Origin of the sequence: Nocardioides bruguierae, assembly GCF_023554635.1 — a bacterium.
In the GTDB taxonomy this organism is placed as follows: Bacteria; Actinomycetota; Actinomycetes; order Propionibacteriales; family Nocardioidaceae; genus Nocardioides; species Nocardioides bruguierae.
In genome coordinates this window covers 41,003-63,940 of record NZ_JAMJPH010000034.1, presented here as the reverse complement: position 1 = coordinate 63,940, position 22,938 = coordinate 41,003, and the positions used below count along the sequence as shown (strand labels likewise).

Annotated in this window: 14 protein-coding genes; 3 read left to right on the top strand and 11 right to left on the bottom strand. The window is 73.9% G+C overall.

The genetic code is table 11. The annotated features are described in order from the left end of the window. Window positions 1-98: 98 nt before the first annotated feature. The 5 genes from M8316_RS18150 to M8316_RS18130 are packed head-to-tail and all read right to left on the bottom strand — an operon-like array spanning window position 99 to window position 3,808. Window positions 99-560, bottom strand: a complete 462-nt coding sequence (locus tag M8316_RS18150; protein WP_250056979.1) for a hypothetical protein — start codon at window positions 558-560, stop codon at window positions 99-101. Continuing rightward, window positions 557-1,771: a molybdopterin-dependent oxidoreductase gene (locus M8316_RS18145; RefSeq protein ID WP_250056977.1), complete on the bottom strand. Its 1,215-nt coding sequence runs from the start codon at window positions 1,769-1,771 to the stop codon at window positions 557-559. Before M8316_RS18145 ends, M8316_RS18150 begins: the two co-directional genes overlap by 4 nt. Next, complete coding sequence (locus tag M8316_RS18140) at window positions 1,768-2,469, bottom strand: class I SAM-dependent methyltransferase (protein ID WP_250056976.1); 702 nt, start codon at window positions 2,467-2,469, stop codon at window positions 1,768-1,770. The genes M8316_RS18145 and M8316_RS18140 overlap by 4 nt, the downstream gene beginning before the upstream one ends. After that, window positions 2,466-3,143, bottom strand: a complete 678-nt coding sequence (locus M8316_RS18135; RefSeq protein ID WP_250056974.1) for a TIGR04282 family arsenosugar biosynthesis glycosyltransferase — start codon at window positions 3,141-3,143, stop codon at window positions 2,466-2,468. Before M8316_RS18135 ends, M8316_RS18140 begins: the two co-directional genes overlap by 4 nt. Beyond that, window positions 3,140-3,808, bottom strand: coding sequence for a glycosyltransferase family 2 protein (locus M8316_RS18130; RefSeq protein WP_250056972.1), 669 nt, complete (start codon window positions 3,806-3,808; stop codon window positions 3,140-3,142). Before M8316_RS18130 ends, M8316_RS18135 begins: the two co-directional genes overlap by 4 nt. 146 nt (window positions 3,809-3,954) lie before the next feature. Between M8316_RS18130 and M8316_RS18125 the strand changes: the two genes are divergently transcribed. Further along, entirely contained in the window at window positions 3,955-5,391 is a 1,437-nt protein-coding gene (locus M8316_RS18125; RefSeq protein WP_250056970.1) for a hypothetical protein, read from the top strand. Between the two features lie 19 nt (window positions 5,392-5,410). Here the strand turns inward: M8316_RS18125 and M8316_RS18120 are convergent, their stop codons facing one another. From M8316_RS18120 to M8316_RS18105, 4 genes are all read right to left on the bottom strand, one after another. Then, window positions 5,411-6,454 (bottom strand): NAD-dependent epimerase/dehydratase family protein, encoded by a 1,044-nt coding sequence (locus tag M8316_RS18120; RefSeq protein WP_250056968.1) that lies wholly within the window; start codon window positions 6,452-6,454, stop codon window positions 5,411-5,413. Next, window positions 6,454-7,296: an S-methyl-5'-thioadenosine phosphorylase gene (locus tag M8316_RS18115; RefSeq protein ID WP_250056966.1), complete on the bottom strand. Its 843-nt coding sequence runs from the start codon at window positions 7,294-7,296 to the stop codon at window positions 6,454-6,456. Before M8316_RS18115 ends, M8316_RS18120 begins: the two co-directional genes overlap by 1 nt. Window positions 7,297-7,401: 105 nt before the next feature. Beyond that, window positions 7,402-7,593, bottom strand: coding sequence for a DUF3046 domain-containing protein (locus tag M8316_RS18110; protein WP_250056964.1), 192 nt, complete (start codon window positions 7,591-7,593; stop codon window positions 7,402-7,404). A 43-nt stretch (window positions 7,594-7,636) separates the two neighbouring features. Next, a complete protein-coding gene (locus M8316_RS18105) occupies window positions 7,637-8,212 on the bottom strand; it encodes a DinB family protein (RefSeq protein ID WP_250056962.1) in 576 nt (191 codons plus the stop codon). 250 nt (window positions 8,213-8,462) lie between these two features. Between M8316_RS18105 and M8316_RS18100 the strand changes: the two genes are divergently transcribed. Then, the gene (locus tag M8316_RS18100) at window positions 8,463-13,247 is read left to right on the top strand and encodes an ATP-dependent helicase (RefSeq protein ID WP_250056960.1); all 4,785 of its coding nucleotides are present in this window, start codon (window positions 8,463-8,465) and stop codon (window positions 13,245-13,247) included. A 91-nt stretch (window positions 13,248-13,338) separates the two neighbouring features. Here the strand turns inward: M8316_RS18100 and M8316_RS18095 are convergent, their stop codons facing one another. Beyond that, window positions 13,339-13,665, bottom strand: a complete 327-nt coding sequence (locus M8316_RS18095) for a helix-turn-helix domain-containing protein (protein ID WP_250056958.1) — start codon at window positions 13,663-13,665, stop codon at window positions 13,339-13,341. A 216-nt stretch (window positions 13,666-13,881) separates the two neighbouring features. On the opposite strand from M8316_RS18095, the gene M8316_RS18090 reads away from it, so the two are divergent. Then, window positions 13,882-15,654 (top strand): glycoside hydrolase family 15 protein, encoded by a 1,773-nt coding sequence (locus M8316_RS18090; RefSeq protein WP_250056956.1) that lies wholly within the window; start codon window positions 13,882-13,884, stop codon window positions 15,652-15,654. 117 nt (window positions 15,655-15,771) lie between these two features. Here the strand turns inward: M8316_RS18090 and M8316_RS18085 are convergent, their stop codons facing one another. Beyond that, entirely contained in the window at window positions 15,772-22,704 is a 6,933-nt protein-coding gene (locus tag M8316_RS18085) for an ExeM/NucH family extracellular endonuclease (RefSeq protein ID WP_250056954.1), read from the bottom strand. Between the last annotated feature and the right edge of the window lie 234 nt (window positions 22,705-22,938).

Here is a 22,938-nt window from a genome sequence, read left to right as displayed (position 1 = left end):
ACACAATCTAGCCCGAACAAGTGTTCGATCAACAACGCGGCGGACGGCGTGTCGCGCCCTCTCCCGACGCGACGGCGGACCGCCTGCGTCGCGGCGGCTCAGCGGCGCGGCCGGTACCGCGCGAGCAGCACGCCCAGCGCCGTGAGCGCCACCAGCAGCAGCCACCCCGCGAGGTAGTCGTGGTCGAGCAGCGTGGGGTTGTCCGGCGCGTTGGCGCGGCCGAACCCGCCGAGGAAGGGCACGGCGAGGAGCGTGAGCGACCCGAGCACCACCAGTCCTCCGGCCAGCGGCCCGCGCCACCTGCCGGGCAGCCACCGGGCTGCCGCGGCGCCCAGCGCGATCAGCACCCCCGAGAGCAGGACGTCGTGCACGAGCACCCCACCGGCCAGCCAGACGCCGGCGTCGACGAGGTCGCCGAACGACCGGCGGGAGACAAGCAGGAACAGCCCGTAGCCCAGGACGAGGACCCCGAGCGCGCCCAGCACCACCCGCCCGACCTGCCCCGCCTGACGGGGCCCGCCCGGCCCGTCGGCCACGTCCGTCCCCTCCCCCGCGCTCATGCCTGCGCCTCGAGCCGGTGGACCCACTTGGTCTGGAGGACCCCGGGCCGGTTGGGCGCGATGATCCGCGCCGGGTAGCCGTGGTCGAGGCTCAGCGGCTCGCCGGAGAGGCCCAGCGCGAGCAGGGTGCGCGGGTCGTCCGCGAAGTTGCCCGGCAGCCGCGTGGAGGAGAAGGCGCCCCGTTGCTGGAGGGAGTCGACGACGACGGCCGCGCCCGCCGGGGCGCCGACGAGGTCGAGCAGGTCGCGGACCCGCACGCCCGACCACGTGCCCTGGGCGCTCCACCCCTCCACGCACGCGATCGGCAGGGCCTCGGTGCGCTGCTCCATGGCCTCCAGGTCCGCCCGGCTCAGGGTGACGCTCTGCTCGCCGCGCACCACCTCGAGGCGGTAGTCCTCGCCGACGTCCGCCGGGTCCACCTCCGCGGCGGAGGCGGTGCGGTTGATCGGCACGCCCTGGGGGCCGTCGCCGGAGCGCACGCCCAGGACGGAGACGCGCCGCAGCCACGGCACGGTGGCGCCGGCGGTGGCGAGGACCGCCAGGCCCGCCGCCGTCCACGTGGCCGTGAGCAGTCCGCGCCGCGAGAGGCCCTCCTGGTCCTCGCTCCGGGCCGGGGATGCGGGCACCCGGTCCTGGGAGGTGTCCTCCAGGTCGGCGCCCAGGGCCGTGCGGATCACCGGCAGCTTCACCGCCACGTGCAGCACGACCGCGCCCACCGCCACCCAGGCGACGGCGTAGTGGGTGCTGCGGAAGGAGAACGCCCACGGGTACCACTGCGTGGAGTTCATCAGCCCCGTGACGAGCATGAAGATCGCCGAGGCGACGAGCAGCGCCACGCTGACGCGCTCGGCGGTGGCGACGGCGAGCCGGCCGACGCCGCGGGGCATCGCCTGGAACAGCCGCGGCAGCACCGTCCACAGCTTGACCAGGAGCAGCGGGATGGCGGCGATGCCGGTGGCCACGTGCAGGCCCTGCGTCACCCGGTAGCCCCAGGACGGGGACGTCGGCACGGGCACCGGCGGGTCGGGCAGCTGCGAGTAGTGGCTGACCAGGCCGGTCAGGAACGCGAGGCCGAAGCAGACGCCCAGCGCCACGCCGACGCGCGCCGCGACCGCGGGGCTGCGCAGCCGTGGGGAGAAGTCCTCCTCGCGCGGCGGTCGCAGGCTGCCGAGGCCCCTCCGGCCACATGCGGGCCCGTCGGCGTCCGTCATCCCACCATCCTGGACCCGGCGACCCCCTCGACGCCACGGTCCAGCACCGCGACCCACCGGCGCCCGACCCGCTCGATCGAGCGCACGGCGAGACCGGCGGCGACCGCCACGGCGCAGACGTCGTCGGTGCCGAGCACGGCCCAGCGGAACGGTCGGCACGCCACCCCGTCCACCTCGAGGGTCATCCACCGCGACGTGGAGCGCACTCCGGGGCCCGCCACCTCGACGACCACGCGACCGGCGGGCCCGAGGATCGCGGCGGCCCGCTCGAGCAGCCGAACGGGGTCGCCCCCGATGCCGACGTTGCCGTCGGCGAGCAGCGCAGTGGTCCAGGAGCCCTCGCCGGGCAGGGTCTCGAACAGGGAGCCGTGCACGGCCTCCACGCCGCGGGCGCGGGTCAGCCGCACGCACTCCTCGACGACGTCGACGCCGAGGGTCCGGTGCCCACGCCGCACCAGGGCGGCGGCCATCCGCCCGGGGCCGCAGCCCAGGTCGATCGTCGCGCCCTCGCAGAGCGCCAGCAGGGCCTCGTCCTCGGTGGTGGCCTCGCCCGACCACGCGTGCACGGGCAGGAGGTCGGCGTGCGCGGCGGCCTCCGCACGCCCGAAGCCGGCCGGGGCACCCCGCAACGCGGAGGAGAAGGCGTCGGTGAAGGAGACGCGTCGGTCCTCGGCAGGGTCGGGCCGCGAGATGGTCATCGGGTGCCTCCGGTCGTCACGGGGCGGGCGGCCGCCCAGGAGGCCGCGAACATCGGGCCTGCCAGCGGGGCGACCGCGTCGGCGTCCGGCACCGTGTCGACGTCGGTGAGGACGGCGGTGGAGCCGACCGTGAGCCCGTCGGCCTCCAGGGCCGCACGGGTCAGCCGACCGGTCTCGGGCACCGACATCGGCACGTCCGCCAGGCAGGCCGCGCGGGAGGGGTCGCGCAGCGCCAGCACCCACCAGCCGCCGTCGGTGGCGTCGCCCAGCACGGCGTCGTGGTCCTCGAGGCCGGCCGCCGCGTCCAGCAGCAAGGCGGGGGTGAGCTGGGGGGTGTCCATCCCGACCTGGACGACGGCACCCGGGCCGGTCGCGGCGACGTCGGCGTGCGCGCGGGCCAGGCGGGCGGCGAACCCGTCGCCGACCTGCGGGTGGACGTGCCAGCCGGCCGTGGCCGCGAGCAGCTCCTCGCCGCGCACCGCCTCGTCCAGGTCGCCCGCCAGGCTCAGGTGGCAGTGCGCGGCACCCACGGCGGCCGCGGCCGCGGTGAGGGTGTCGAGCAGGGACGCGGCGGCGACGTGGGCCGCGGTGTGCATGCCGACGTCCGCGCCGAGGCGGGTCTTGACCCTCCCGGCCACGGGGGCCTTGGCGACGACGAGGACGCGGGTGGTCATGCGAGCACCTTCCAGAAGTCACGGGCGGCGCGGGCGGTGCCGCGCACCGAGCCCGACACCTTCGAGCGGGTGCCGGCCGCCCGGGGGTGGTAGTCGATGTCGTGCTCGACGACGCGCCAGCCGGCCAGCGTCATCTTCTGCAGCAGCTCGACGGGGTAGCCGAAGCGGCGGTCGCGCACGTCCAGCGCGAGCAGCGCGTCCCGTCGGCTCACCCGCACCGGCGCGATGTCGTGCACGTTCGTGCCGATGCGGCGCCGCAGCCACGCCAGGATCAGGACGTTGCCCAGGCGTGCGTGCCAGGGCCACACGCCCCGTCGCACGGGACGCCGGCGGCCGACCGCCATGTCGGCACGACCGGCCACGACGTCGTCCAGCAGCGCCAGCACCTGCCGGGGGTCCATCGACCCGTCGCCGTCCATGAACGCGACGTGCTCGGCGGTCGCGGCCAGCAGCCCCGCGTGCACCGCGGCCCCGTACCCGGGCTGCGTCTCGTGCACGACCGTGGCCCCGAGCGAGGCGGCCACGGCGGCGGTGTCGTCGGTGGACCCGTTGTCGACCACGATCACCCGCAGAGCGGCCGGCACCTGCGGCAGCAGCGACCGCAGCGCCGGGCCCTCGTCGCGGCAGGGCAGCACGAGGTCTGCCAGCGTGTCGGCGGGAGGCATGGGGTGACGCTAGACCGACTCCCGGCCCCCGTGTGGGTGAGGAAGCAGTCACCAGGCGTTGGTCGGGGCGACTTCTCGGCGACCTCTCAGGTTCACCTCCCCCGGACGGGTGCCGACTCGTGCACCGTGCTGCCTAGGGTCTGCCCATGACCAGGACGAGCGACCGGGAGCCCCGGGCCACGCGCCCGGTCGGCTCGCACGACCGCGACGGCCGGGTGGCCGCCTGGGGCGTGGGCGTCGCGCTGGTGCTGGTCGCGCTCGCGTTCGCGCTGCCGCACCTGCTGGGCTGGGACGTCCACACCCGGGCCTCCCGGTCCTCCGTGGACGCACCCCTCATCCCTCCCCTGCACGGCTGGCTCGAGCCGAAGCTGCTCGGGCCAGGCACGCTGCCGGCGCTCGCCCTGGCCGTGCTCGGGTGGACGTGGTTCGGCCGGTGGGCCCGCACGGCGCGCTGGGGCCGCCTGCTGCTGGTCGGCTACCTGCTCTGCCTGGGCTGGTGCCTGGCACTGGCACTGGTCGACGGGCCCAGCGGCCTCTCCCGCGTCCTCGGCAGCGACGTGGAGTACCTGCCCACCGCGCGGTCGGTGACGGACGTCGGCACGCTGCTCGGCGAGTACGTCTCCCGCATCCCCTACGCGGCCGCGCCCGACAACTGGCCCACCCACGTGGCCGGGCACCCGCCGCTGATGCTGCTGTTCTTCGTCGGGCTCGTGCACCTGGGCCTCGGCGGCGACCTTGCCGCCGGCGTCGTCGTCACCGTCGTCGGGGCGACCCTGCCCCTGGCCGTGCTCGTCGCGGCCCGGGCCCTCGGCGCGGAGCGGCACGCCCGGGCCGCGGCCCCCTTCCTCGTCCTCTCCCCCGTCGCCGTGTTCGTGGCGGTCTCCGCCGACGCCGTGATCGGCGCGACCATGGCCTGGGGCCTGGCCGCGCTCGCCGTGGCCGCAACGACCCGCGGACGTGGTTGGCTGCCGTGGTCCGTCGTCGCCGGCCTCCTGCTCGGGGCCGGCGTGATGATGTCCTACGGGATGCCGCTCATGGGGCTGGTCGCCCTCGCCGTGCTCGCGGCCGCACGCTCGTGGCGCCCGCTCGTCCCGGCGGCCCTGGCGGCCCTGGCCGTGGTGCTCGGCTTCGCCCTCGCCGGCTTCGCCTGGTGGGAGGCCTACCCGGTGCTGCACGACCGGTACTGGGACGGGATCGCCGCCGACCGCCCGGCCGCCTACTGGCTGTGGGGCAACCTGGCGGCGCTCGTCGTCATCACCGGCCCCCTCGTCCCGGGGGCGCTGGCGGTCGCCGGGGAGCGCCTGCGTGCGGCCTCCCCGTTGCGCGGCCCGGCGCGGGACGCGGTGCGCACCGTCGTCCTGCTCTCGCTCGCGACGGCCCTGGTCGTGCTCCTGGCGGACGCCTCGCGCATGAGCAAGGCCGAGACCGAGCGGATCTGGGTGCCCTTCGTGCCGTGGCTGACGCTGGCCGTGGCACTGCTCCCGGGCGTGCTCGAGGGTCGCGGGCGGTGGCTGCGCGTCGGGCTCGCCGTGCAGCTGGCCGCCACGATCCTGGTGCAGCAGCTCTTCTACACGTCCTGGTGAGGCCGGCCCGCTCGAGCGCTCAGGCGCGCAGCGGCGCGGTGGCGAAGGCGGGGAGCCCCTGCTCCGGCAGGATCTCCGCGCTGAACCCCAGCTCGCGCCGGGCCCGCTCCGGGCTGGCGACGATGTGCCGCACGTCCCCGAGGCGGTAGCCGCCGGTGACCTCCGGCTGGAGGTCGGAGCCGGTGCCGCGCGCGACGAGGGTGGCGACGTCCCTGATCCCGATCGGGTGGCCCGAGGCGACGTTGTAGGCCGCCACGTGCCCCGCCGGCGCCGCGACCACGGCGTCGAGGGCCGCGAGGTTGGCGCGAGCCACGTCGTGCACGTGCACGAAGTCGCGCATCTGCCCGCCGTCCTCGTAGACCTGCGGGGCCTGCCCACGCTCCAGGCTGGAGCGGAACATCGCGGCCACCCCCGAGTACGGGGTGTCGCGGGGCATCCGGGGGCCGTAGACGTTGTGGTAGCGCAGCGAGATCGACGCGGCGTCGGCCTGTCGCACCCAGGCAGACGCGTAGCCCTCCTGCGCCAGCTTGCTGACGGCGTAGGTGGAGCGCGGGTCGAGCCGGGCGTCCTCGTCGACCAGGCCCCAGCCCAGCGGGCGGTCGCACACGGGGCAGTGGTTCTCGACGTCGCCGGCCTCCAGCGCGGCCCGGCTGCGCGGGCCGGGCACCTGGTCGCCGTGCTCGGGGCAGGTGTAGCGGCCCTCCCCGTAGACGACCATGGAGGACGCCTGCACCAGCCGGTCGACGCCCGCCTCGTGCATGGCGGCCAGCAGCGCGGCCGTGCCCAGGTCGTTGACGCCGGCGTAGGCGGGCAGGTCCGCCACGGTGACGCCGGCGCCGACGACCGCGGCCTGGTGGCACACCACGTCGACACCGGCCAGCAGGTCGCCCCAGGTGCCGGCGTCGCGGACGTCGCGCTGGTGGGTGCCCGCCGGCGCGGCGGCCTCGCCGTGCGCCATGGGCAGCATCAGGTCGACGCGGACGACCTCGTCGCCGCGGGCCTCGAGCGCGTCGGCGACCGCGCCGCCGATGAAGCCCTCCGAGCCGGTGAGCAGGACCCGCATCAGGCGCCGGCGCCCGGCAGGCCGGCCGCGTCGGGGTCGGGGATGGCGTAGGTCGGCGGGGTCGCCTCCAGCCAGGACGCGCAGGAGCAGTCGGCCGGGTCGGGCAGGGCCGCGACGGCCGAGCCGAGGATGCCGTGCAGCCGCTCGAGGTTCTGCGCGAACAGCGCCATCACCTCGTCCGCGGAGACGCCGTGCTCGCCCTCGGCGCCCGCGTCCATGTCGGTCACGAGGGCCATGGAGGCGTAGCACATGCCCATCTCGCGGGCCAGCGGCGCCTCGGGCGTCGCGGTCATGTTGATCAGGGTCCACCCGGAGGCGGCGTAGGCCTGCGACTCGGCCCGGGTGGAGAACCGCGGGCCCTCGATGACGACCATGGTGCCGCCGTCCTTGATGTCCTCGGCGGCGCCCACCAGCGCCGTGCGCACGCCCGGGCAGTAGGGGTCGGCGAACGGCAGGTGCACGCCACCGCGCTCGACGAAGGACGGGTTGCGGCGGTAGGTCCGGTCGACCAGCTGGTCGGGGACGACGACGTCGCCGGGCGCGACCTCGGGCCGCAGGCCCCCCACGGCGCACGGGGCGATGACCTGCTTGACGCCCAGGGAGCGCAGGGCCCAGAGGTTGGCGCGGTACGGGATGAGGTGCGGCGGGTAGCGGTGGTCGCGGCCGTGGCGGGGCAGGAACGCCACCCGCGTGCCGCCGACCTCGCCGACGCTGATCGCCGACGACGGCTCGCCGTAGGGCGTGGAGACCTCGACCTGCTCGGCCTCGGGCAGGAAGGAGTAGAACCCCGAGCCGCCGATGACGGCGACGTCGGCGCGGGGCGTGGTGGTGGTCTCGCTCATGCGGCCCACTCTGGCAGAGGGCTGCGACACCAGGTGGGTGGGACGTCGCCGATCTGCCGGCAGCGAGCCAGCGGCCGCGGGCGGCCGGCGCCGCGGGCGCCGGTGTCAGCTCAGGTGCTTGGGCAGCTCGAGGAACGCGTGGACGGCGGCCCAGACCTGCTTGGGGGGCACGCCCTCGTCCAGGGCCTCGAGCGGGGTGCGACCGCCCAGCTGGGTGAGCACGGTCAGCCGGGAGAAGGACCGGGTGCGATCGCCCAGGACCTCCTCCATCCGCGTCCAGAAGTCGGTGTGCCGCATGCGTCCATCCTGCACCGGGCCCCGCCCCCGGCCGTGGTCGGCCTCAGCCGGGGGCCACGTCCCAGCCGTGGTGGACCACGTCGTGCAGGTGGTAGGCGGCCAGGGTCTCCAGCGTGAACGCGCTGCCGTTGCTGCGCAGCCCCCGCTGCGCCCACAGCGCCTCGTCGTCGGCGTCGAGCCCGTCGTAGAGGTCGGCCACCTCGAGGACGCCGGCCTCCAGCTCCGCCAGGGTGGTGGCCGGGTCGGCCAGGTCGTAGCGCGCCTGCACGGCCGTGGCGTCCTGGTCCCAGTTCGCGAACCTCGCAGGCTCGTCGACGGCCGCCACGACCGCCCGCACCCGCTCGCCGAAGACCCGCTGCACGTCGCGGACGTGGCAGGCGTACTCGGTGGGCGACCAGGTACCCGGGTCGGGACGGGTCCTCGCCCCCTCTCCCGTCACGACCGCCCGCCACGTCGGCAGCTGGGCGCGCAGCGTCTGGCCCAGCGCGGTCCGCGGCACGGAGCCGGAGACGAACCCGCAGTCGGGGCAGGGCTGCTCCAGGACCCAGGTCCAGTCCTTGGTGTCGGGGGTGGCGGACGCCGCCGCGTCGAAGGGCGCGAGGTCGTGACCGGTGCTCATGTCTCTGATCCTCGTGCGGTGGCACTCCTCGCGGAAGCGGCAGGAAAGCCGAGCATCATCGATATCCTGCCACTGGGCAGGCTCCTCCCCCGGCCGTTGATCGAACGTTCGACGAAGGCGGACGCGGATGCTCGATCGTTCGACAACTCCGAGGACCCCCGGTCCCGGCCGGCAGGGCGGACCCGCGGCGCGTGGCGCGCCCGGTCCGCGGCCCGGCAGGGTGACCGGGCTGTCGGTGGCGTCGGCCAGGATGTGCGACGTGCCCGACGCCCTCGACAGGTTCAGCGAACCCACGCGCACGTGGTTCCGCGCGGCCTTCGCCGAGCCCACCGCCGCGCAGACGGGCGCGTGGGACGCGATCGCCGCGGGCCGGCACGCGCTCGTCGTCGCCCCCACCGGATCGGGCAAGACGCTCTCGGCGTTCCTCTCCGCCATCGACGGGCTGATGACCAGCCCCGTGCCGGAGGAGAAGGAGAAGCGCTGCCGCGTCCTCTACGTGAGCCCGCTGAAGGCCCTCGCGGTGGACGTCGAGCGCAACCTGCGCGCGCCGCTGACCGGCATCCGGCACACCGCGGACAGGCTCGGCACCCGCGTCCACGACGTCCAGGTCGGCGTCCGGTCGGGCGACACCACCGCCGCCGACCGCCGCCGCCTCACGACCCGGCCCCCGGACGTCCTCATCACCACCCCCGAGTCGCTGTTCCTCATGCTCACCTCGCAGGCGCGCGAGTCGCTGCGCGGGGTGGAGACGGTGATCGTCGACGAGGTGCACGCCGTGGCCGGCTCCAAGCGTGGCGCCCACCTGGCGCTGACCCTGGAGCGGCTCGACGAGCTGCTGGAGCGCCCGGCGCAGCGGGTCGGCCTCTCCGCCACGGTCCGGCCGCTCGAGGAGGTCGCCCGGTTCCTCGGTGGGCCGGCACCGGTGGAGATCGTCGCCCCGCCGGCGGCCAAGCAATGGGAGCTCGAGGTGGTCGTCCCCGTCGAGGACATGGAGCAGCCGGGCGGCGCGGAGGCCGCCCGCGAGCCCGACCCGTTCGAGGTCGACGACGGCTTCGAGGCCCCCACCCGGCCCGACCCCGACGCTGCCCGACGGGCCTCCAGCATCTGGCCGCACGTGGAGGAGCGCGTGGCCGACCTCATCGAGGCCCACCGCTCCACCATCGTCTTCGCCAACTCCCGTCGACTGGCCGAGCGGCTCACGGCGCGGCTCAACGCGATCGCCGCCGAGCGCGCCGGCGTCGAGGCCGACCCGGGCGACGTCGTGCCGCGCACGCCCGGCCCGGGCGGTCCGCCGGCCGAGACCATGGCGCAGGCCGGGGTGGCCGACGGAGTCGTCGAGGGCGCCCCGGTGCTCGCCCGGGCCCACCACGGCTCCGTCAGCAAGGACCAGCGCGCGCTCATCGAGGACGACCTGAAGCGGGGGCGCCTCCCGGCGGTCGTCGCCACCTCCAGCCTCGAGCTGGGCATCGACATGGGCTCGGTCGACCTGGTGATCCAGATCGAGTCGCCGCCGAGCGTGGCCAGCGCGCTCCAGCGCGTGGGCCGCGCCGGCCACCAGGTCGGGGAGACCTCGCACGGCGTGCTCTTCCCCAAGCACCGCGGCGACCTGGCCCCGACGGCGGTGTCGGTCGAGCGCATGCGCACCGGCGCGATCGAGTCCCTGCACGTCCCAGCGAACCCGCTCGACGTGCTCGCCCAGCAAGTCGTGGCGATGACCTCGATGGACACCCTCGAGGTGGACGCCCTCTTCGGCCTCGTGCGGCGGGCGGCCCCGTACGCGGCCCTGCCCCGCTCGGCGTTCGACTCCGTGCTCGACCTGCTCTCGGGCCGCTACCCCAGCGACGAGTTCGCCGAGCTGCGGCCCCGGGTCGTGTGGGACCGGGTGACGGGCGAGGTGACCGGGCGCCCCGGTGCCCAGCGACTGGCCGTGACCTCGGGCGGCACCATCCCCGACCGCGGCCTGTTCGGGGTCTTCCTCGTCGGCGGCAGCGAGGAGAAGGGGCCCGGCAAGCGCGTCGGCGAGCTCGACGAGGAGATGGTCTACGAGTCCCGCGTCGGCGACGTGTTCGCCCTGGGCGCCACGAGCTGGCGCATCGAGGACATCACCCACGACCGGGTGCTCGTCTCGCCGGCTCCAGGGCTGCCGGGCAAGCTGCCGTTCTGGCGCGGCGACACGCTGGGCCGCCCCGCCGAGCTCGGCGAGGCCGTGGGTGCCCTGACCCGCGAGCTGGCCGGCATGCCCCGCGCGAGGGCCGAGGCACGAGCCCGGGAGCAGGGCCTGGACGAGAACGCCGCGAGCAACCTCGTCGGCTACGTGCACGAGCAGGCCGAGTCCACGACCACCGTGCCCAGCGACGTCACGCTGCTGCTGGAGCGGTTCCGCGACGAGCTGGGCGACTGGCGGCTGGTGCTGCACTCCCCCTACGGCGTCCCCGTGCACGCACCCTGGGCCCTGGCGATCAACGCCCGGCTGCGCGAGCGGTACGGCATCGACGGCCAGGCCGTCGCCTCGGACGACGGCATCGTGGTGCGCGTGCCGGACACCGACGCCGAGCCCCCGGGTGCCGACGTCCTGGTGTTCTCGCCCGAGGAGATCGAGGACGTCGTCACCACCGAGGTCGGCGGCTCGGCCCTGTTCGCCTCCCGCTTCCGCGAGTGCGCCGCCCGAGCCCTCCTGCTCCCCCGCCGCGACCCGGGACGACGCTCCCCGCTGTGGCAGCAGCGGCAGCGCGCCGCCTCGCTGCTGGAGGTGGCCTCGAAGTACCCGTCGTTCCCGATCGTGCTCGAGGCGGTGCGCGAGTGCCTCCAGGACGTCTACGACCTGCCCGGCCTCGTGACCCTGCTGAGCCGCGTCGAGCAGCGCAGCGTCCAGGTCGCGGAGGTCACGACCACCACCCCCTCCCCCTTCGCCCGCACGCTGCTCTTCGGCTACGTCGCGCAGTTCGTCTACGAGGGCGACTCCCCCCTGGCCGAGCGGCGGGCCGCCGCTCTGTCCCTCGACCAGTCCCTCCTCGCCGAGCTGCTCGGCCGCGCCGAGCTGCGCGAGCTGCTGGACCCGGACGTCGTCGCCGAGGTGGAGGCCGAGCTGCAGCGGCTCGCCGAGGACCGGCGGGTCAGGGACGCCGAGGGCGTCGCCGACGCCCTGCGTCTGCTCGGCCCGCTGAGCACCGCCGAGGTGCAGCAGCGGTCGGTGCCCGGCACCGACACCGTGACGGTCGAGGAGTGGCTCACCGGGCTCGCCGCGAGCCGCCGCGCGGTGCAGGTGCGGATGGCGGGCGAGGAGCGCTGGGCGATGGTCGAGGACGTCGGGCGCCTGCGCGACGGCCTCGGCGTGCCCGTCCCGCCGGGCACCCCCGACGCCTTCACCGACCCGGTCGACGACCCCCTCGCCGACCTCGTGGGCCGGTACGCGCGCACGCACGGGCCCTTCACCGCCGACGAGGTTGCGGCCCGGCTGGGGCTCGGCAGCGCGGTGGTGCGGCACACGCTCCAGCGACTGGTGGCCGCGGGGCGCGTGATGGACGGGGAGTTCCGCCCCGGCGGCAGTGGCACCGAGTGGTGCGACGCCGAGGTGCTGCGCCGACTGCGACGGCGCTCCCTCGCACGGCTGCGCGAGGAGATCGAGCCGGTCGACCCCGACGCCCTGGGCCGGTTCCTGCCCGCCTGGCAGCACGTCGAGGCCGTCGAGCCGGCCGCCCCCGAGCGGTCGCCCGGCCACCGCGAGCCCCGGGCCCGCCGGGGCGCGCTGCGCGGGGTGGACGGCGTGGTCGCCGCCATCGACCAGCTCGCGGGGGCGATCGTGCCGGCGAGCGCGCTGGAGTCACTCGTCCTGCCCGCCCGGGTCACCGACTACGAGCCGGCGCACCTGGACGAGCTGACCAGCACCGGTGAGGTGGTGTGGGCCGGCCACGGTGCGCTCGGTGGCGCGGACGGCTGGGTCTCCCTGCACCTCGCGGACACCGCCCACCTGACCCTGCCGGCGCCCGCCACCGGCCCCGCCGGGGCCCAGGACGGTGGGTCGTGGCCGGCGCTGCACGCCGCGCTCCTGGAGGTGCTGGACGGCGGCGGCGCCTGGTTCTTCCACCAGCTCGTCTCCCAGGTCGGCGCCACCGGCGTCACCGCCACCGAGCAGAACGTCGCCACCGCCCTGTGGGAGCTGGCCTGGGGCGGCGTGGTCGGCAACGACACGCTGTCGGCCCTGCGCGCCCTGACCCGCTCGGGCAGGGCCACCCAGCGCACCCGCCGCGCCCCGGCCCGGCCACGGCTCGCGTCCACGACCAGCGGCCGCGGCGGTGCACGTCCCCGCGGGGTGGTGCGCGGCGGGCCGCCGGAGACGGTCGGCCGGTGGTCCCTGCTGCCCGAGGTGGACGCGGACCCGACCCGGCGCGCGCACGCGGCTGCCGAGCGGCTGCTGGAGCGGTACGGCGTGCTGACCCGCGGCAGCGTGGTCGCGGAGCGGGTGCCGGGCGGCTTCGCCGCGGTCTACAAGGTGCTCAGCGCCTTCGAGGACTCCGGCCGCACCCGTCGCGGCTACTTCGTGGCCGGCCTGGGAGCGGCCCAGTTCGGCAGCGCCGGAGCCGTGGACCGCCTGCGGACCTACGCCGACGCCCCGCGCGTCGCCGACCCGGCCGCGCGGCCGCAGGCCGTCGTCCTGGCCGCCTCCGACCCGGCCAACCCGTACGGCGCGGCCCTCGACTGGCCGCAGCGCCCTGCGCCCGAGGGTGCCGAGGCCGCCGAGTCCTCGGGTCATCGTCCGGGCCGCAAGGCCGGGGCCATCGTGGTCGTCGTGGACGGTCGCCTGGCGCTCTACCTCGAGCGGGGAGGCAAGACCCTGCTCAGCTTCACCGACGACCCCGACGAGCTGGCGACGGCCGCCGGCGCGCTCGTGGCCGCGGCACGCCGGGGGTCGCTGGGCCGGATCACCCTGGAGCGCGCGGACGGAGCTGCGCTGCTGGGGTCGGCCACACCGGTCCGCGAGGCGCTCGGGTCCGCCGGCTTCACCACCACCCCGCGCGGGCTCCAGCTGCGGGGCTGACGCCCTCCGAGGCACGTCGCTTTCGAAACCAGCACCGGGTCACCCTGCGCTCGCGAGCGCAGGATGACCCGGTGACGGTCGTGCGGGAACGTCAGGCCGCCGAGGCGACGACGTCCTCTCGGCGGGTGACGGGGATGGGCGTGGCGCCCGCGACGGCGGCATCCACGGCGGAGCCGAGTGCGGCCTCCTCCAGCGCCACGGCGTCGGAGACCGACCGGAGCACGGACGAGAGCGGCACCTCGAGCGCGCCGCACAGCGACGCCAGCAGCTCCGAGGACGCCTCCTTCTGGCCACGCTCGATCTCGGAGATGTAGCCCAGCGACACGCGTGCCTCCTGCGACACCTGGCGCAGGGTGAGGCCCCGCTCCACGCGGTGGGCACGGAGCACGTCGCCGAGCAGTCGACGGAACAGCACCATGCGGGCCTCCTCTCTCGTCCCACCGATCGGCGGGAGTTGGGTCAACGTTACCGGAGCCACCCTTGTTCCGGCGGTGAACCCCGGGTCCGTCCCTCCACCTGACCACGCCCGAGACGACCGCTGATCACCCGCACGGTGCACGCCTGCCCACACCTGGCCGCTGAGCAGCGACGACGGCGCCGAAGGGGTGGGTCGGGCCCTCCTAGGTTGGAGGGCATGGCCCTGCCCATCGAGCACTACGCCCTCATCGGTGACCGCCGCACCGCCGCCCTCGTCGGCCAGAACGGCTCCATCGACTGGTTGTGCCTCCCCCGGTTCGACTCCCCCGCCTGCCTGGCCGCGCTGGTCGGCACCGACGAGCACGGGTTCTGGCAGCTCGTGCCGGCCGAGGAGCACACGGTCAGCCGCCGCTACGTCGGCGCCTCCGCCGTCCTGGAGACCACCTTCACCACCGAGTCCGGCACGGTCACGCTGACGGACCTCATGCCGCGCGGTGACGGTCGCGCCGACGTGGTGCGGCGGCTGGACGGGGTCGAGGGCAGCGTCGAGATGCGCCACGAGCTGCGGCTGCGCATGGACTACGGGGCCGCGACCCCGTGGGTCCGACGCCAGGAGGTGGACGGCGAGGAGGTGATCACCGCCGTCGCGGGCCCGGACCAGCTGGTGCTGCGCGGCCCCCGCCTGCCCGTGGCCTCCGACCACCGGCACTGCGACTCCTTCACGCTGGCCGCCGGCGAGTCGCAGACCTACTCCCTCACGTGGCTCCCGAGCCACCTGGAGCCCTACTCCCTCGGTCACCACGACGACCGGGTGCGCCGCACGATCGAGGAGGACGAGGCATGGGCCGCGCTGTGCCGCGACGACCTCCCCCACCAAGCGGTCGTGCTGCGCTCCCTGCTCACCCTGCGACTCATGACGCACGCCGAGACCGGCGGCATCGTGGCCGCGCCCACCACCTCCCTGCCCGAGGAGATCGGCGGCGGGCGCAACTGGGACTACCGCTACTGCTGGCTGCGCGACGCCGCCCTGACCCTCGAGGCGCTGGTGGACGCCGGCTACACCGACGAGGCCGAGCTCTGGCGAGGCTGGCTGCTGCGCACGGTGGCCGGCGACCCGGCCGACCTGCAGATCATGTACGGCGTGGACGGGAGCCGGCGGCTGCCCGAGAGCGTGCTGGACCACCTGCCCGGCTACGAGGGCTCCCTGCCGGTGCGCGTGGGCAACGGCGCCGTCTCCCAGCTGCAGCACGACGTGCTCGGCGAGGTCATGCAGGCGCTGGAGAAGGTCCGCCGGGCCACCGGCGAGGACGACGCGAACGCCTGGGCGCTGCAACGGGCGCTGGTCGACGAGCTCGTCACGCACTGGGACGAGCCCGACTGCGGCATCTGGGAGGTCCGCGGCGAGCCGCGTCACTTCGTCCACTCCAAGGCGATGGTGTGGGCGGCTCTCGACAGCGCCGTGCGCGCCGTCGAGGAGCACGACCTCGAGGGTGCGGTGGAGGACTGGCGCCGGGTGCGCGACGAGGTGCGGGACGAGGTGCTGAGCCGCGGCTTCAGCACCGAGCGCAACAGCTTCCGCCAGCACTACGACACCGAGGAGGTCGACGCCGCGCTGCTCGTGCTGCCCTCCCTCGGCCTGCTGCCGCCCGACGACCCGCGCGTGCTCGGCACGATCGCGGCCATCGAGGAGGACCTCCTGCGCGACGGCCTGGTGCTGCGCTACCGCACCGCCAGCGGCGTCGACGGCGTGGAGGGCGACGAGCACCCGTTCCTGGCGTGCTCGTTCTGGCTGGTCGCCGCCCTGGCCGGGGCCGGACGGCGCGAGGACGCCGAGGCGCTGATGGAGCGCCTGGTGGGGCTCGTCAACGACGTGGGCCTGCTCTCCGAGGAGTACGACGTCGGCCGTGGCCGCATGCTCGGCAACTTCCCCCAGGCCTTCAGCCACCTGGCTCTCGTGCAGGCCGCCGTCAGGCTGGCGGACGCCGGCTGAGCCGACGTCACGCGCCCGTCGGCGCGGGTGACCTGACGACGAAGCCCCTCCGAGCCTGGTGGCTCGGAGGGGCTCGTCGTTCAGCGGGTCACCGGTCTCTCACCGGTGCCGGTGGCGTCAGCGGGTGACGCGCACCTGGCGCACGACCTTGCGGGCGTGCACCGCGTCGCTGCCGGTGTAGCGGATGACGACCTTCTTCACGCCCAGGCCCCGGTAGGGGTCGGTGGTGATGAGGGCCTGGCCCGACGTGAGGCGCCCGACGTAGCGCTCGCCGCCCGTGCGGACGACGACGCGGCCGTCCGGCACGGTGCCCGCGCCGAGGGCGCGGACCGTGACGATCCAGGACACGTGGGTCGTGCCCCGGGTGGCCTTGGCCGGGAACTTCAGCGTGCTGAGACCGGCCCTGGCCTTCTTCACGAACACCGAGGTGGTCGCGGAGGAGGCGTCGACCTCGTCGGAGCCCTGGTAGGTGACCACGAGCTTCTGCTTGCCGGTCGTGTAGAACGGGCCGGCCTGCAGGTAGGCGCCGCCGTTGTCGTTGAGCTCGGCGGTGTCGACGACCTGGCCGTCGACCGAGAGCGTCACCATGCCGGTGGGCGTGGTGCCCTCCGCCTGGACCTTGGCCTTGACCAGGACCTTGCGGTTGCCGTTGACGAGCGCCTTCTTGGCGTTGACCACCGTGGCGGTGGTCGTGGAGGCGACCGAGGTGGCCTCGCCGACCGGGACCGTCACCGTGGTGCCCGAGGGCGCCGCGGTGAAGGTGACGTAGTCGCCGACCGTGGCGTCCGCGGGGACGTCCACGTCGATGTCGGCGATGCCGTCGGTCACGGTGAAGGTGCCGAGCTCGGTCTCGCCGAGCGTGGCGACGACCTCGGTGTTCACCGGGCTCGAGAGCGAGGTGAGGTCCAGGGTCTTGCTCGCGGTCGGTGCCTCGTCCGTCGTGCCCATGCCGAGCGTGAAGGAGGAGGTCGAGCCCACGGGCAGCGTCGTCGGCAGGTCGTCGGAGAAGACCTGCTGGCGGGCGAAGTCCGGGGAGCGGGTCTCGGCGGACAGGTAGTCGCGGAAGGCCGCGGCGTCCTGGATGCCGGTGTTGACCACGTCGTCGGACTCGGCGAGGGCGGTGAAGTTGTCGCCGCCGGCCGCGAGGAAGTTGAGCGTGGAGACCTGGTAGGTCGCGCCCATGTCCAGCGGCTCGCCGTCGATCATCACCGAGGTGATGCGGCTGCCGGCCTCGGCGGTCGGGTCGGCGGTGACCGACACGTTCTCCGAGAGACCCAGCTGCAGGTACGGCCGGCTGACGCCGGACGGCTGCCACTGCTGCTCCAGCAGCTCCTTCACCTGTGCACCGGTGAGGGCCACGATGCTGACCTCGTTGCCGAAGGGCAGCACCTGGTTGGCCTCGGCGTAGGTGACGACACCGTCGGTGTTCGTCTCCGAGCCCTCCTCGCCGTCGTAGTACAGCTCGGCACGCAGACCACCCGAGTTGGTGACACCGAAGTCGGCGCCCTCACCGTCGAAGTAGCCGGACACGGCGTCGAGCAGCGAGTCGGCAACCAGGGTGCCCAGGGTCGACTCGCGGGAGCGGTCGTCACGCAGCGTGGTGCGGTCGTCGGCCGGGACCGAGAACTCACCGTCGACGATCGAGCCGCTCTTGAAGGCGGTGGTGAAGTCGTCGGTGATGGTGCCGACCGGCTGGGAGCCGACCTCGTCGGCGTAGGCCAGCGCGGCGTCGACGATCGAGACGACCTCGGCCACCCGGGGGTAGCTGGTGTCGACCTCGGTGTCGCCGGTGGACACGTTCTCCTGGGTGAAGTCGACGACGTCACCGGTCTCGGTGTCCAGCTGGAGCGTGACGGCGCCGATGTTCTCGCCGTACGAGCCGGTCTGGAGGATCGGGCGGGTGCCCTCCTCACCAGGGATCGGACCCTCCCACGCGTACTGCTTGTGGGTGTGGCCGGTGAAGATCACGTCGACCGAGGCCGCGGTGTTCTCCACGATGTCGGCGAACGCACCGCCGGCGGCGATCTCGTCCTCCAGGCTGGCACCGTCCGGGGTGCCGTCGGTCGCGCCCTCGTGGTACTCGGCCACGATGACGTCGGCCTCGCCGTTGGACTCGTCGCCGTCGGAGAGCTCCGCGGCGACGCGGTTCACGGCCTCGACGGGGTCACCGAAGGTGAGGCCCTCGACACCGGCCGGGGAGACGAGGGACGGGGTCTCCTCGGTCACGGCACCGATCACGCCGACGGTCACGCCGTCGACCTCGAAGGTGTCGTACTCGGGGAGGATCGGCTCGCCGTCGGCGTCGTAGACGTTGGCGGCCAGGTAGTCCCAGTCGGCAGCGTCGGAGACACGACCGGTGAGGTCGTCCACGCCCTTGTCGAACTCGTGGTTGCCCACCGCGGACGAGGCGAGCCCCAGCGCGTTGAGCACGTCGATCGTGGGCTGGTCGTCCTGGATGGAGGAGGCGAACAGCGAGGCACCGATGTTGTCACCGGCGGAGAGGAACAGCGTGCTGTCCTCGCCCTGCTCCGCGCGGAGCTCCTCGATCGTGGTGGCGAACGCCGGAGTGTCCTCGCTGATCCGACCGTGGAAGTCGTTGATGTTCAGCAGCAGGAGGCTGTCGACGTCCGCGGCCGCGGAGGTGACGGGGACCGACACGGTGGTGCCGGACTCGTCGGCGACGACCTCGAGGGTGTCGCCCACCTTCGCCAGCGCCGGCACGGTGACGTCGACCGTGGCGAGACCGTCGGTGACGGTGACGTCACCCAGGTCGCGCACCAGGGCGCCGTCGCGGTACAGGCCCACGGAGGCGGAGGTGTTGAGCGGGCTGCCCTGCGAGCGCAGGTCCAGCGACTTGTCGTTGATCGGGTACACCGGCGCCTCGCTGGTACCCATGCCCAGCGTGAACGAGGTGGCCTCGCCCGCGGCCAGCTCCGTCGGCAGGTCCTCGGAGAAGACCTGCTGGCGGGCGAAGTCCGGCGACCGGGTCTCGGCGGCCAGGTAGTCGCGGAAGAGCGCCACGTCGAGCAGACCGGTGTCGACCACGTCGCCCTCGGCGAGGGTGCGGAAGTTGTCACCGCCGGCCGCGAGGAAGTTGAGCGTGGAGACCGTGTAGGTCGCGCTCTCGTCCACCGGCTCGCCGTCGATGGTCACGGAGGTGATCCGCTCGCCCTCGGGGGCGGTCGGGTCGGCCGTGACGGCCACGTTCTCGGAGAGACCCAGCTGCAGGTACGGACGCGAGGGGATCTCGCCCTCGTCGTTGCGCTGCCACTGCTCCTCGAGCACGGCCAGCAGCTGGGCACCGGTGAGGTCCACCAGGGTCACGGTGTTGCCGAAGGGCAGCACCGCGTTGGCCTCGGCGTAGGTGACGACACCGTCGGTGTTCGTCTCCGAGCCCTCCTCGCCGTCGTAGTACAGCTCGGCGCGCAGACCACCGGGGTTGGTCAGACCGAGGTCCGCACCGTCCTCGAGGTCGGAGACGCCGTCCAGGAGCGCCTCGGCGACCATGTCGCCGAGGGTGGACTCCGAGGAACGGTCGTCGCGGGTGCCGCCGGTGTACTCGCCGTCGACGTAGCTGCCGTCGGTGAAGGCGGTGGTGACGTCACCGGTGATGGTGCCGATCGGCTCCTGGCCGATCTCGTCGGCGTAGGCCAGCGCCGCGTCGACGATGTCGGAGACCTCGGCCACCCGCGGGTAGCTGGTGTCGGCCTCGACGCCCTCGGTGGAGACGTTCTGCTGGGTGTAGGAGACGACGTCGCCGGTGGCGGGGTCGACGGTCAGGACGACCTGGCCGATGTTCTCGCCGTAGGAGCCGGTCTGGAGGACCGGGCGGGTGCCGGACTCGCCGGGGATCGGGCCGTCCCACGCGTACTGCTTGTGGGTGTGGCCGGTGAAGATCACGTCGACCGAGGCCGCCGTGTTCTCCACGATGTCGGCGAACGCGCCGCCGGCGGTGATCTCGTCCTCGAGGGTGGCGTCGTCCGGCGTGCCGGCGGAGGCGCCCTCGTGGTACTCGGCGACGATGACGTCGGCCTCGCCGTTGGACTCGTCGCCGTCGGAGAGCTCCGCGGCGACGCGGTTCACGGCCTCGACGGGGTCACCGAAGGTGAGGTCGGCGACGCCGGCGGGCGAGACGAGGGACGGGGTCTCCTCGGTGACGACGCCGATCACGCCGACGGTCACGCCGTCGACCTCGAAGGTGTCGTACTCGGGGAGGATGGGGTCGCCCTCGGTGTCGTAGACGTTGGCGGCCAGGTAGTCCCAGCCGGCGGCGTCGGAGACACGACCGGTGAGGTCGTCCACGCCCTTGTCGAACTCGTGGTTGCCCACGGCCGAGGAGTCCAGACCGAGCGCGTTGAGCACGTCGATCGTGGGCTGGTCGTCCTGGATGGAGGAGGCGAACAGCGAGGCACCGATGTTGTCACCGGCGGAGAGGAACAGGGTGTTGTCCTCGCCCTCGGCCTCGCGCAGCTGCTCGATGGCGGTGGCGAACGCCGGGGTGTCCTCGCTGATCCGACCGTGGAAGTCGTTGATGTTCAGCAGGTTGATGTCGACGTCGCCGACGACCTCCTGGTCGGGGCTGACGCCCACGACGACCGGGTCGTGGTCCGAGGCGCGGAACTTGTTCTCCTGGTACAGCAGCGTCGCGTTGTAGTTGTAGCGGCTGTACTCGAAGCCGACGGACTCGCCGGAGTTGATGTTCCAGATGTCGGAGCCGGTGACCATCGCGGCGCCGGCCTCGTTGGCCAGGACGTGGTCGAGGCTGCCGGACAGGCCGGAGTACGAGTAGGAGTACTCGCCCTCGGGGGCCAGGTCGGTGTACCCGTCGTCGTAGAGGACCTGCATGGGGTCCTCCATCGTGTACGAGTTGAAGTCACCGGTGAGGAACACCGCGCCCGAGCCACCGAGGTCGGCGGCGAAGTCGTCGGCGAAGGTGCTCAGCGAGGTGGCCTGCGCGACGCGGTCGGGGTTGGCGTTGCCCTGCCCGGTGCCGTCGTCGGTGCCCGAGCCCTTGGACTTGAGGTGGTTGACGATGACGCCGAACGCGTTCGCGTCCTCGTCGCCGACCAGCTTGAAGCCCTGGGCCAGCGGCTCACGGGCGTTGTCGAACGCGGCGTCGCCGGTCAGCACCGAGGAGGCGCCGACGGTCTCGACCGCGGCCGGCTGGTAGATGAACGCCGTGCGGATGACGTCCTGGTCGGCCAGGTCGGGCAGGTCCGCCGCGTCCGGGGACGGGACGAAGGCCCACTTGGTCTCGCCGGCGTCCGCGTTGAGGGCGTCGACCAGGGTGGAGAGCGCGGCGTCGCGGTCGAAGCCGAACTTCACCGAGTTCTCGATCTCCTCGAGGGAGACGATGTCGGCGTCCAGGGTGTTGATCGCCTTGACGATCTTCACCTCCTGGCGGGCCAGGCTGGCGTCGGTCGCGGCACCACGGGGGCCGTCGCCGCCGTCGGCGGTGTCGCAGTAGCCGGCGCCGATCGGGTTGTCCTCACGGTCGACGTAGAAGTCGCACGTGCCGCCGTCGGCGACGTTGTCCTCACCGGTGTAGGTGAAGTAGTTGAGGACGTTGAAGGACGAGAGCGTGAGCGCGCCACCGACCTCGGCCGGGGCGGCCTCGTCGAGGCGGGTGTTCTCGAACGAGACCACGTCGCTGCCGTCGTCGGTGACCTGCGCGGTCGGCTGGACCGTCCAGGCGCCGTAGCGGTAGTCGACGATCACCGGGGACTCGAAGGTGGCGGCCGCGCCGACCCGGATCGGGTTGTCGGTGGTCAGCCACGCCATCGGCGTGTCCTCGGCCGCACCCAGGTAGTTGGCGCTGGAGCCGTCGTCCAGCACCAGGGCGCGAGCGTCGTTGTCGGCCTCGATGCCGGCGACGTCGCCGGTCTGCGCGTCCTCGACCTCGGTCGGCTGGATCAGCGGGGTGTCGCCCGAAGCGAGCCCGATGGTGCCGTAGCCGTTGGTCGAGTAGGTGTTGGAGACGGTGAAGTCGCCGGTCGGGAGGATGAGCTCCGACTCGTGAGCCTCGCGCTCCTCCTCGGTCTCGAACCAGGTGGTCTCGAGCGGGGTGACCGGGTCGAGGGCGGTCTCGAGCGCCTCCCACGACGGGTCGACCAGCTCGGTCAGCGCGTTGTACTCGTCCACCGTGGCGGTGACGGCGACGGAGTCGCCGACTGCCGGGAAGGTGTCGGGGCCGTAGACGTAGACGGCGTCGGAGGCGCCGGGCGTCGCGTCGGCGCCGGCACCCGTGCCGCCGGTCTGGATGACGAAGGCGTTGAGGCCGCCGGTCTCGTAGACGGCCGTGACGACACCCTCGGTGGTCACGGTGTCCCCGTCGAGCGGGGACGCCGCCGCGTCGGTGCCCTGGATCTCGGCGATGCTCACCGCGTCCGGGTCGACCGGGTCGACCGGGTCCGGGGCGGGCGCCTCGGTCTCGCCGGCGCTGTTCGTCGGGGACGGCGCACCGGCGGTGAAGTCAGCACTGTTGTCGTCGGTGTCCGTGCCCGCGGCCGCACGGGAGGCGGACGTGGTGCTGGACAGGCCGGGCGCAGCCGCGGTCTCGACGATGGACGCCGAGCCGTAGCCCACGAGGTCGACCACCGCGCTGGCGTCGACCCGCGGGTCGACGACCTCGGTGCCGTCCACGAGGGAGACCGTGCCGCTGGAGCCGCTCATGCCGAGCGTCCCCTCGGCGTCGGGCGTCGGCAGGGCGTCGGTGCCACCGTTGCCGGCCGCCTCCTGGATCAGGAAGGTCGCACCGGGAGCGACGCTGCCGCTCAGGTCGGTGGTGCCACCGGAGTTGCCACCGGAGGAGCGGTACTGGACCGACATGCCGTCGACCGAGATGGCCGCGTCCGTCGGGTTGTACAGCTCGATGAAGTCGTTCGTCCACGTGGCACCGGAGTTACCGCCGCCTCCGTACACCTCGCTGATCACGAGGCCGCTGCCGTCCGTGGCTGCCTGCGCGACTCCGGTCAGGGCCAGCGGGCTCAAGCCCGCCGCCATGACCGAGACGCTCAGCAGCCCGGCAACACGCTTGCGCGCTGAGGGCATGAAAAAATCTCCCGAAAGTGAGAATGAGTTCAACAGATGCTGAGAAGCGCCTCACCCTAACCAGGAGCACATGCCGTGAAACAGGCGTTCTGGTGAACGCTGCGTAACGAAACGGGACGGCTCGTTGTTACACAGGTCTGGACCGCTCGCGCGCAGGGGCGCGAACCTTACACGGGCGGTCCGGAACAGCGGAACGCGGGGGTCCACGACCCCCGCCTCCACCGGAATCTCACA

Excerpts from the sequence above, each read along its gene's own strand:
- M8316_RS18150 (WP_250056979.1), bottom strand. The coding sequence starts at position 560 with ATGAGCGCGGGGGAGGGGACGGACGTGGCCGACGGGCCGGGCGGGCCC.
- M8316_RS18145 (WP_250056977.1), bottom strand. The coding sequence starts at position 1,771 with ATGACGGACGCCGACGGGCCCGCATGTGGCCGGAGGGGCCTCGGCAGC.
- M8316_RS18140 (WP_250056976.1), bottom strand. The coding sequence starts at position 2,469 with ATGACCATCTCGCGGCCCGACCCTGCCGAGGACCGACGCGTCTCCTTC.
- M8316_RS18135 (WP_250056974.1), bottom strand. The coding sequence starts at position 3,143 with ATGACCACCCGCGTCCTCGTCGTCGCCAAGGCCCCCGTGGCCGGGAGG.
- M8316_RS18130 (WP_250056972.1), bottom strand. The coding sequence starts at position 3,808 with ATGCCTCCCGCCGACACGCTGGCAGACCTCGTGCTGCCCTGCCGCGAC.
- M8316_RS18125 (WP_250056970.1), top strand. The coding sequence starts at position 3,955 with ATGACCAGGACGAGCGACCGGGAGCCCCGGGCCACGCGCCCGGTCGGC.
- M8316_RS18120 (WP_250056968.1), bottom strand. The coding sequence starts at position 6,454 with ATGCGGGTCCTGCTCACCGGCTCGGAGGGCTTCATCGGCGGCGCGGTC.
- M8316_RS18115 (WP_250056966.1), bottom strand. The coding sequence starts at position 7,296 with ATGAGCGAGACCACCACCACGCCCCGCGCCGACGTCGCCGTCATCGGC.
- M8316_RS18110 (WP_250056964.1), bottom strand. The coding sequence starts at position 7,593 with ATGCGGCACACCGACTTCTGGACGCGGATGGAGGAGGTCCTGGGCGAT.
- M8316_RS18105 (WP_250056962.1), bottom strand. The coding sequence starts at position 8,212 with ATGAGCACCGGTCACGACCTCGCGCCCTTCGACGCGGCGGCGTCCGCC.
- M8316_RS18100 (WP_250056960.1), top strand. The coding sequence starts at position 8,463 with ATGTGCGACGTGCCCGACGCCCTCGACAGGTTCAGCGAACCCACGCGC.
- M8316_RS18095 (WP_250056958.1), bottom strand. The coding sequence starts at position 13,665 with ATGGTGCTGTTCCGTCGACTGCTCGGCGACGTGCTCCGTGCCCACCGC.
- M8316_RS18090 (WP_250056956.1), top strand. The coding sequence starts at position 13,882 with ATGGCCCTGCCCATCGAGCACTACGCCCTCATCGGTGACCGCCGCACC.
- M8316_RS18085 (WP_250056954.1), bottom strand. The coding sequence starts at position 22,704 with ATGCCCTCAGCGCGCAAGCGTGTTGCCGGGCTGCTGAGCGTCTCGGTC.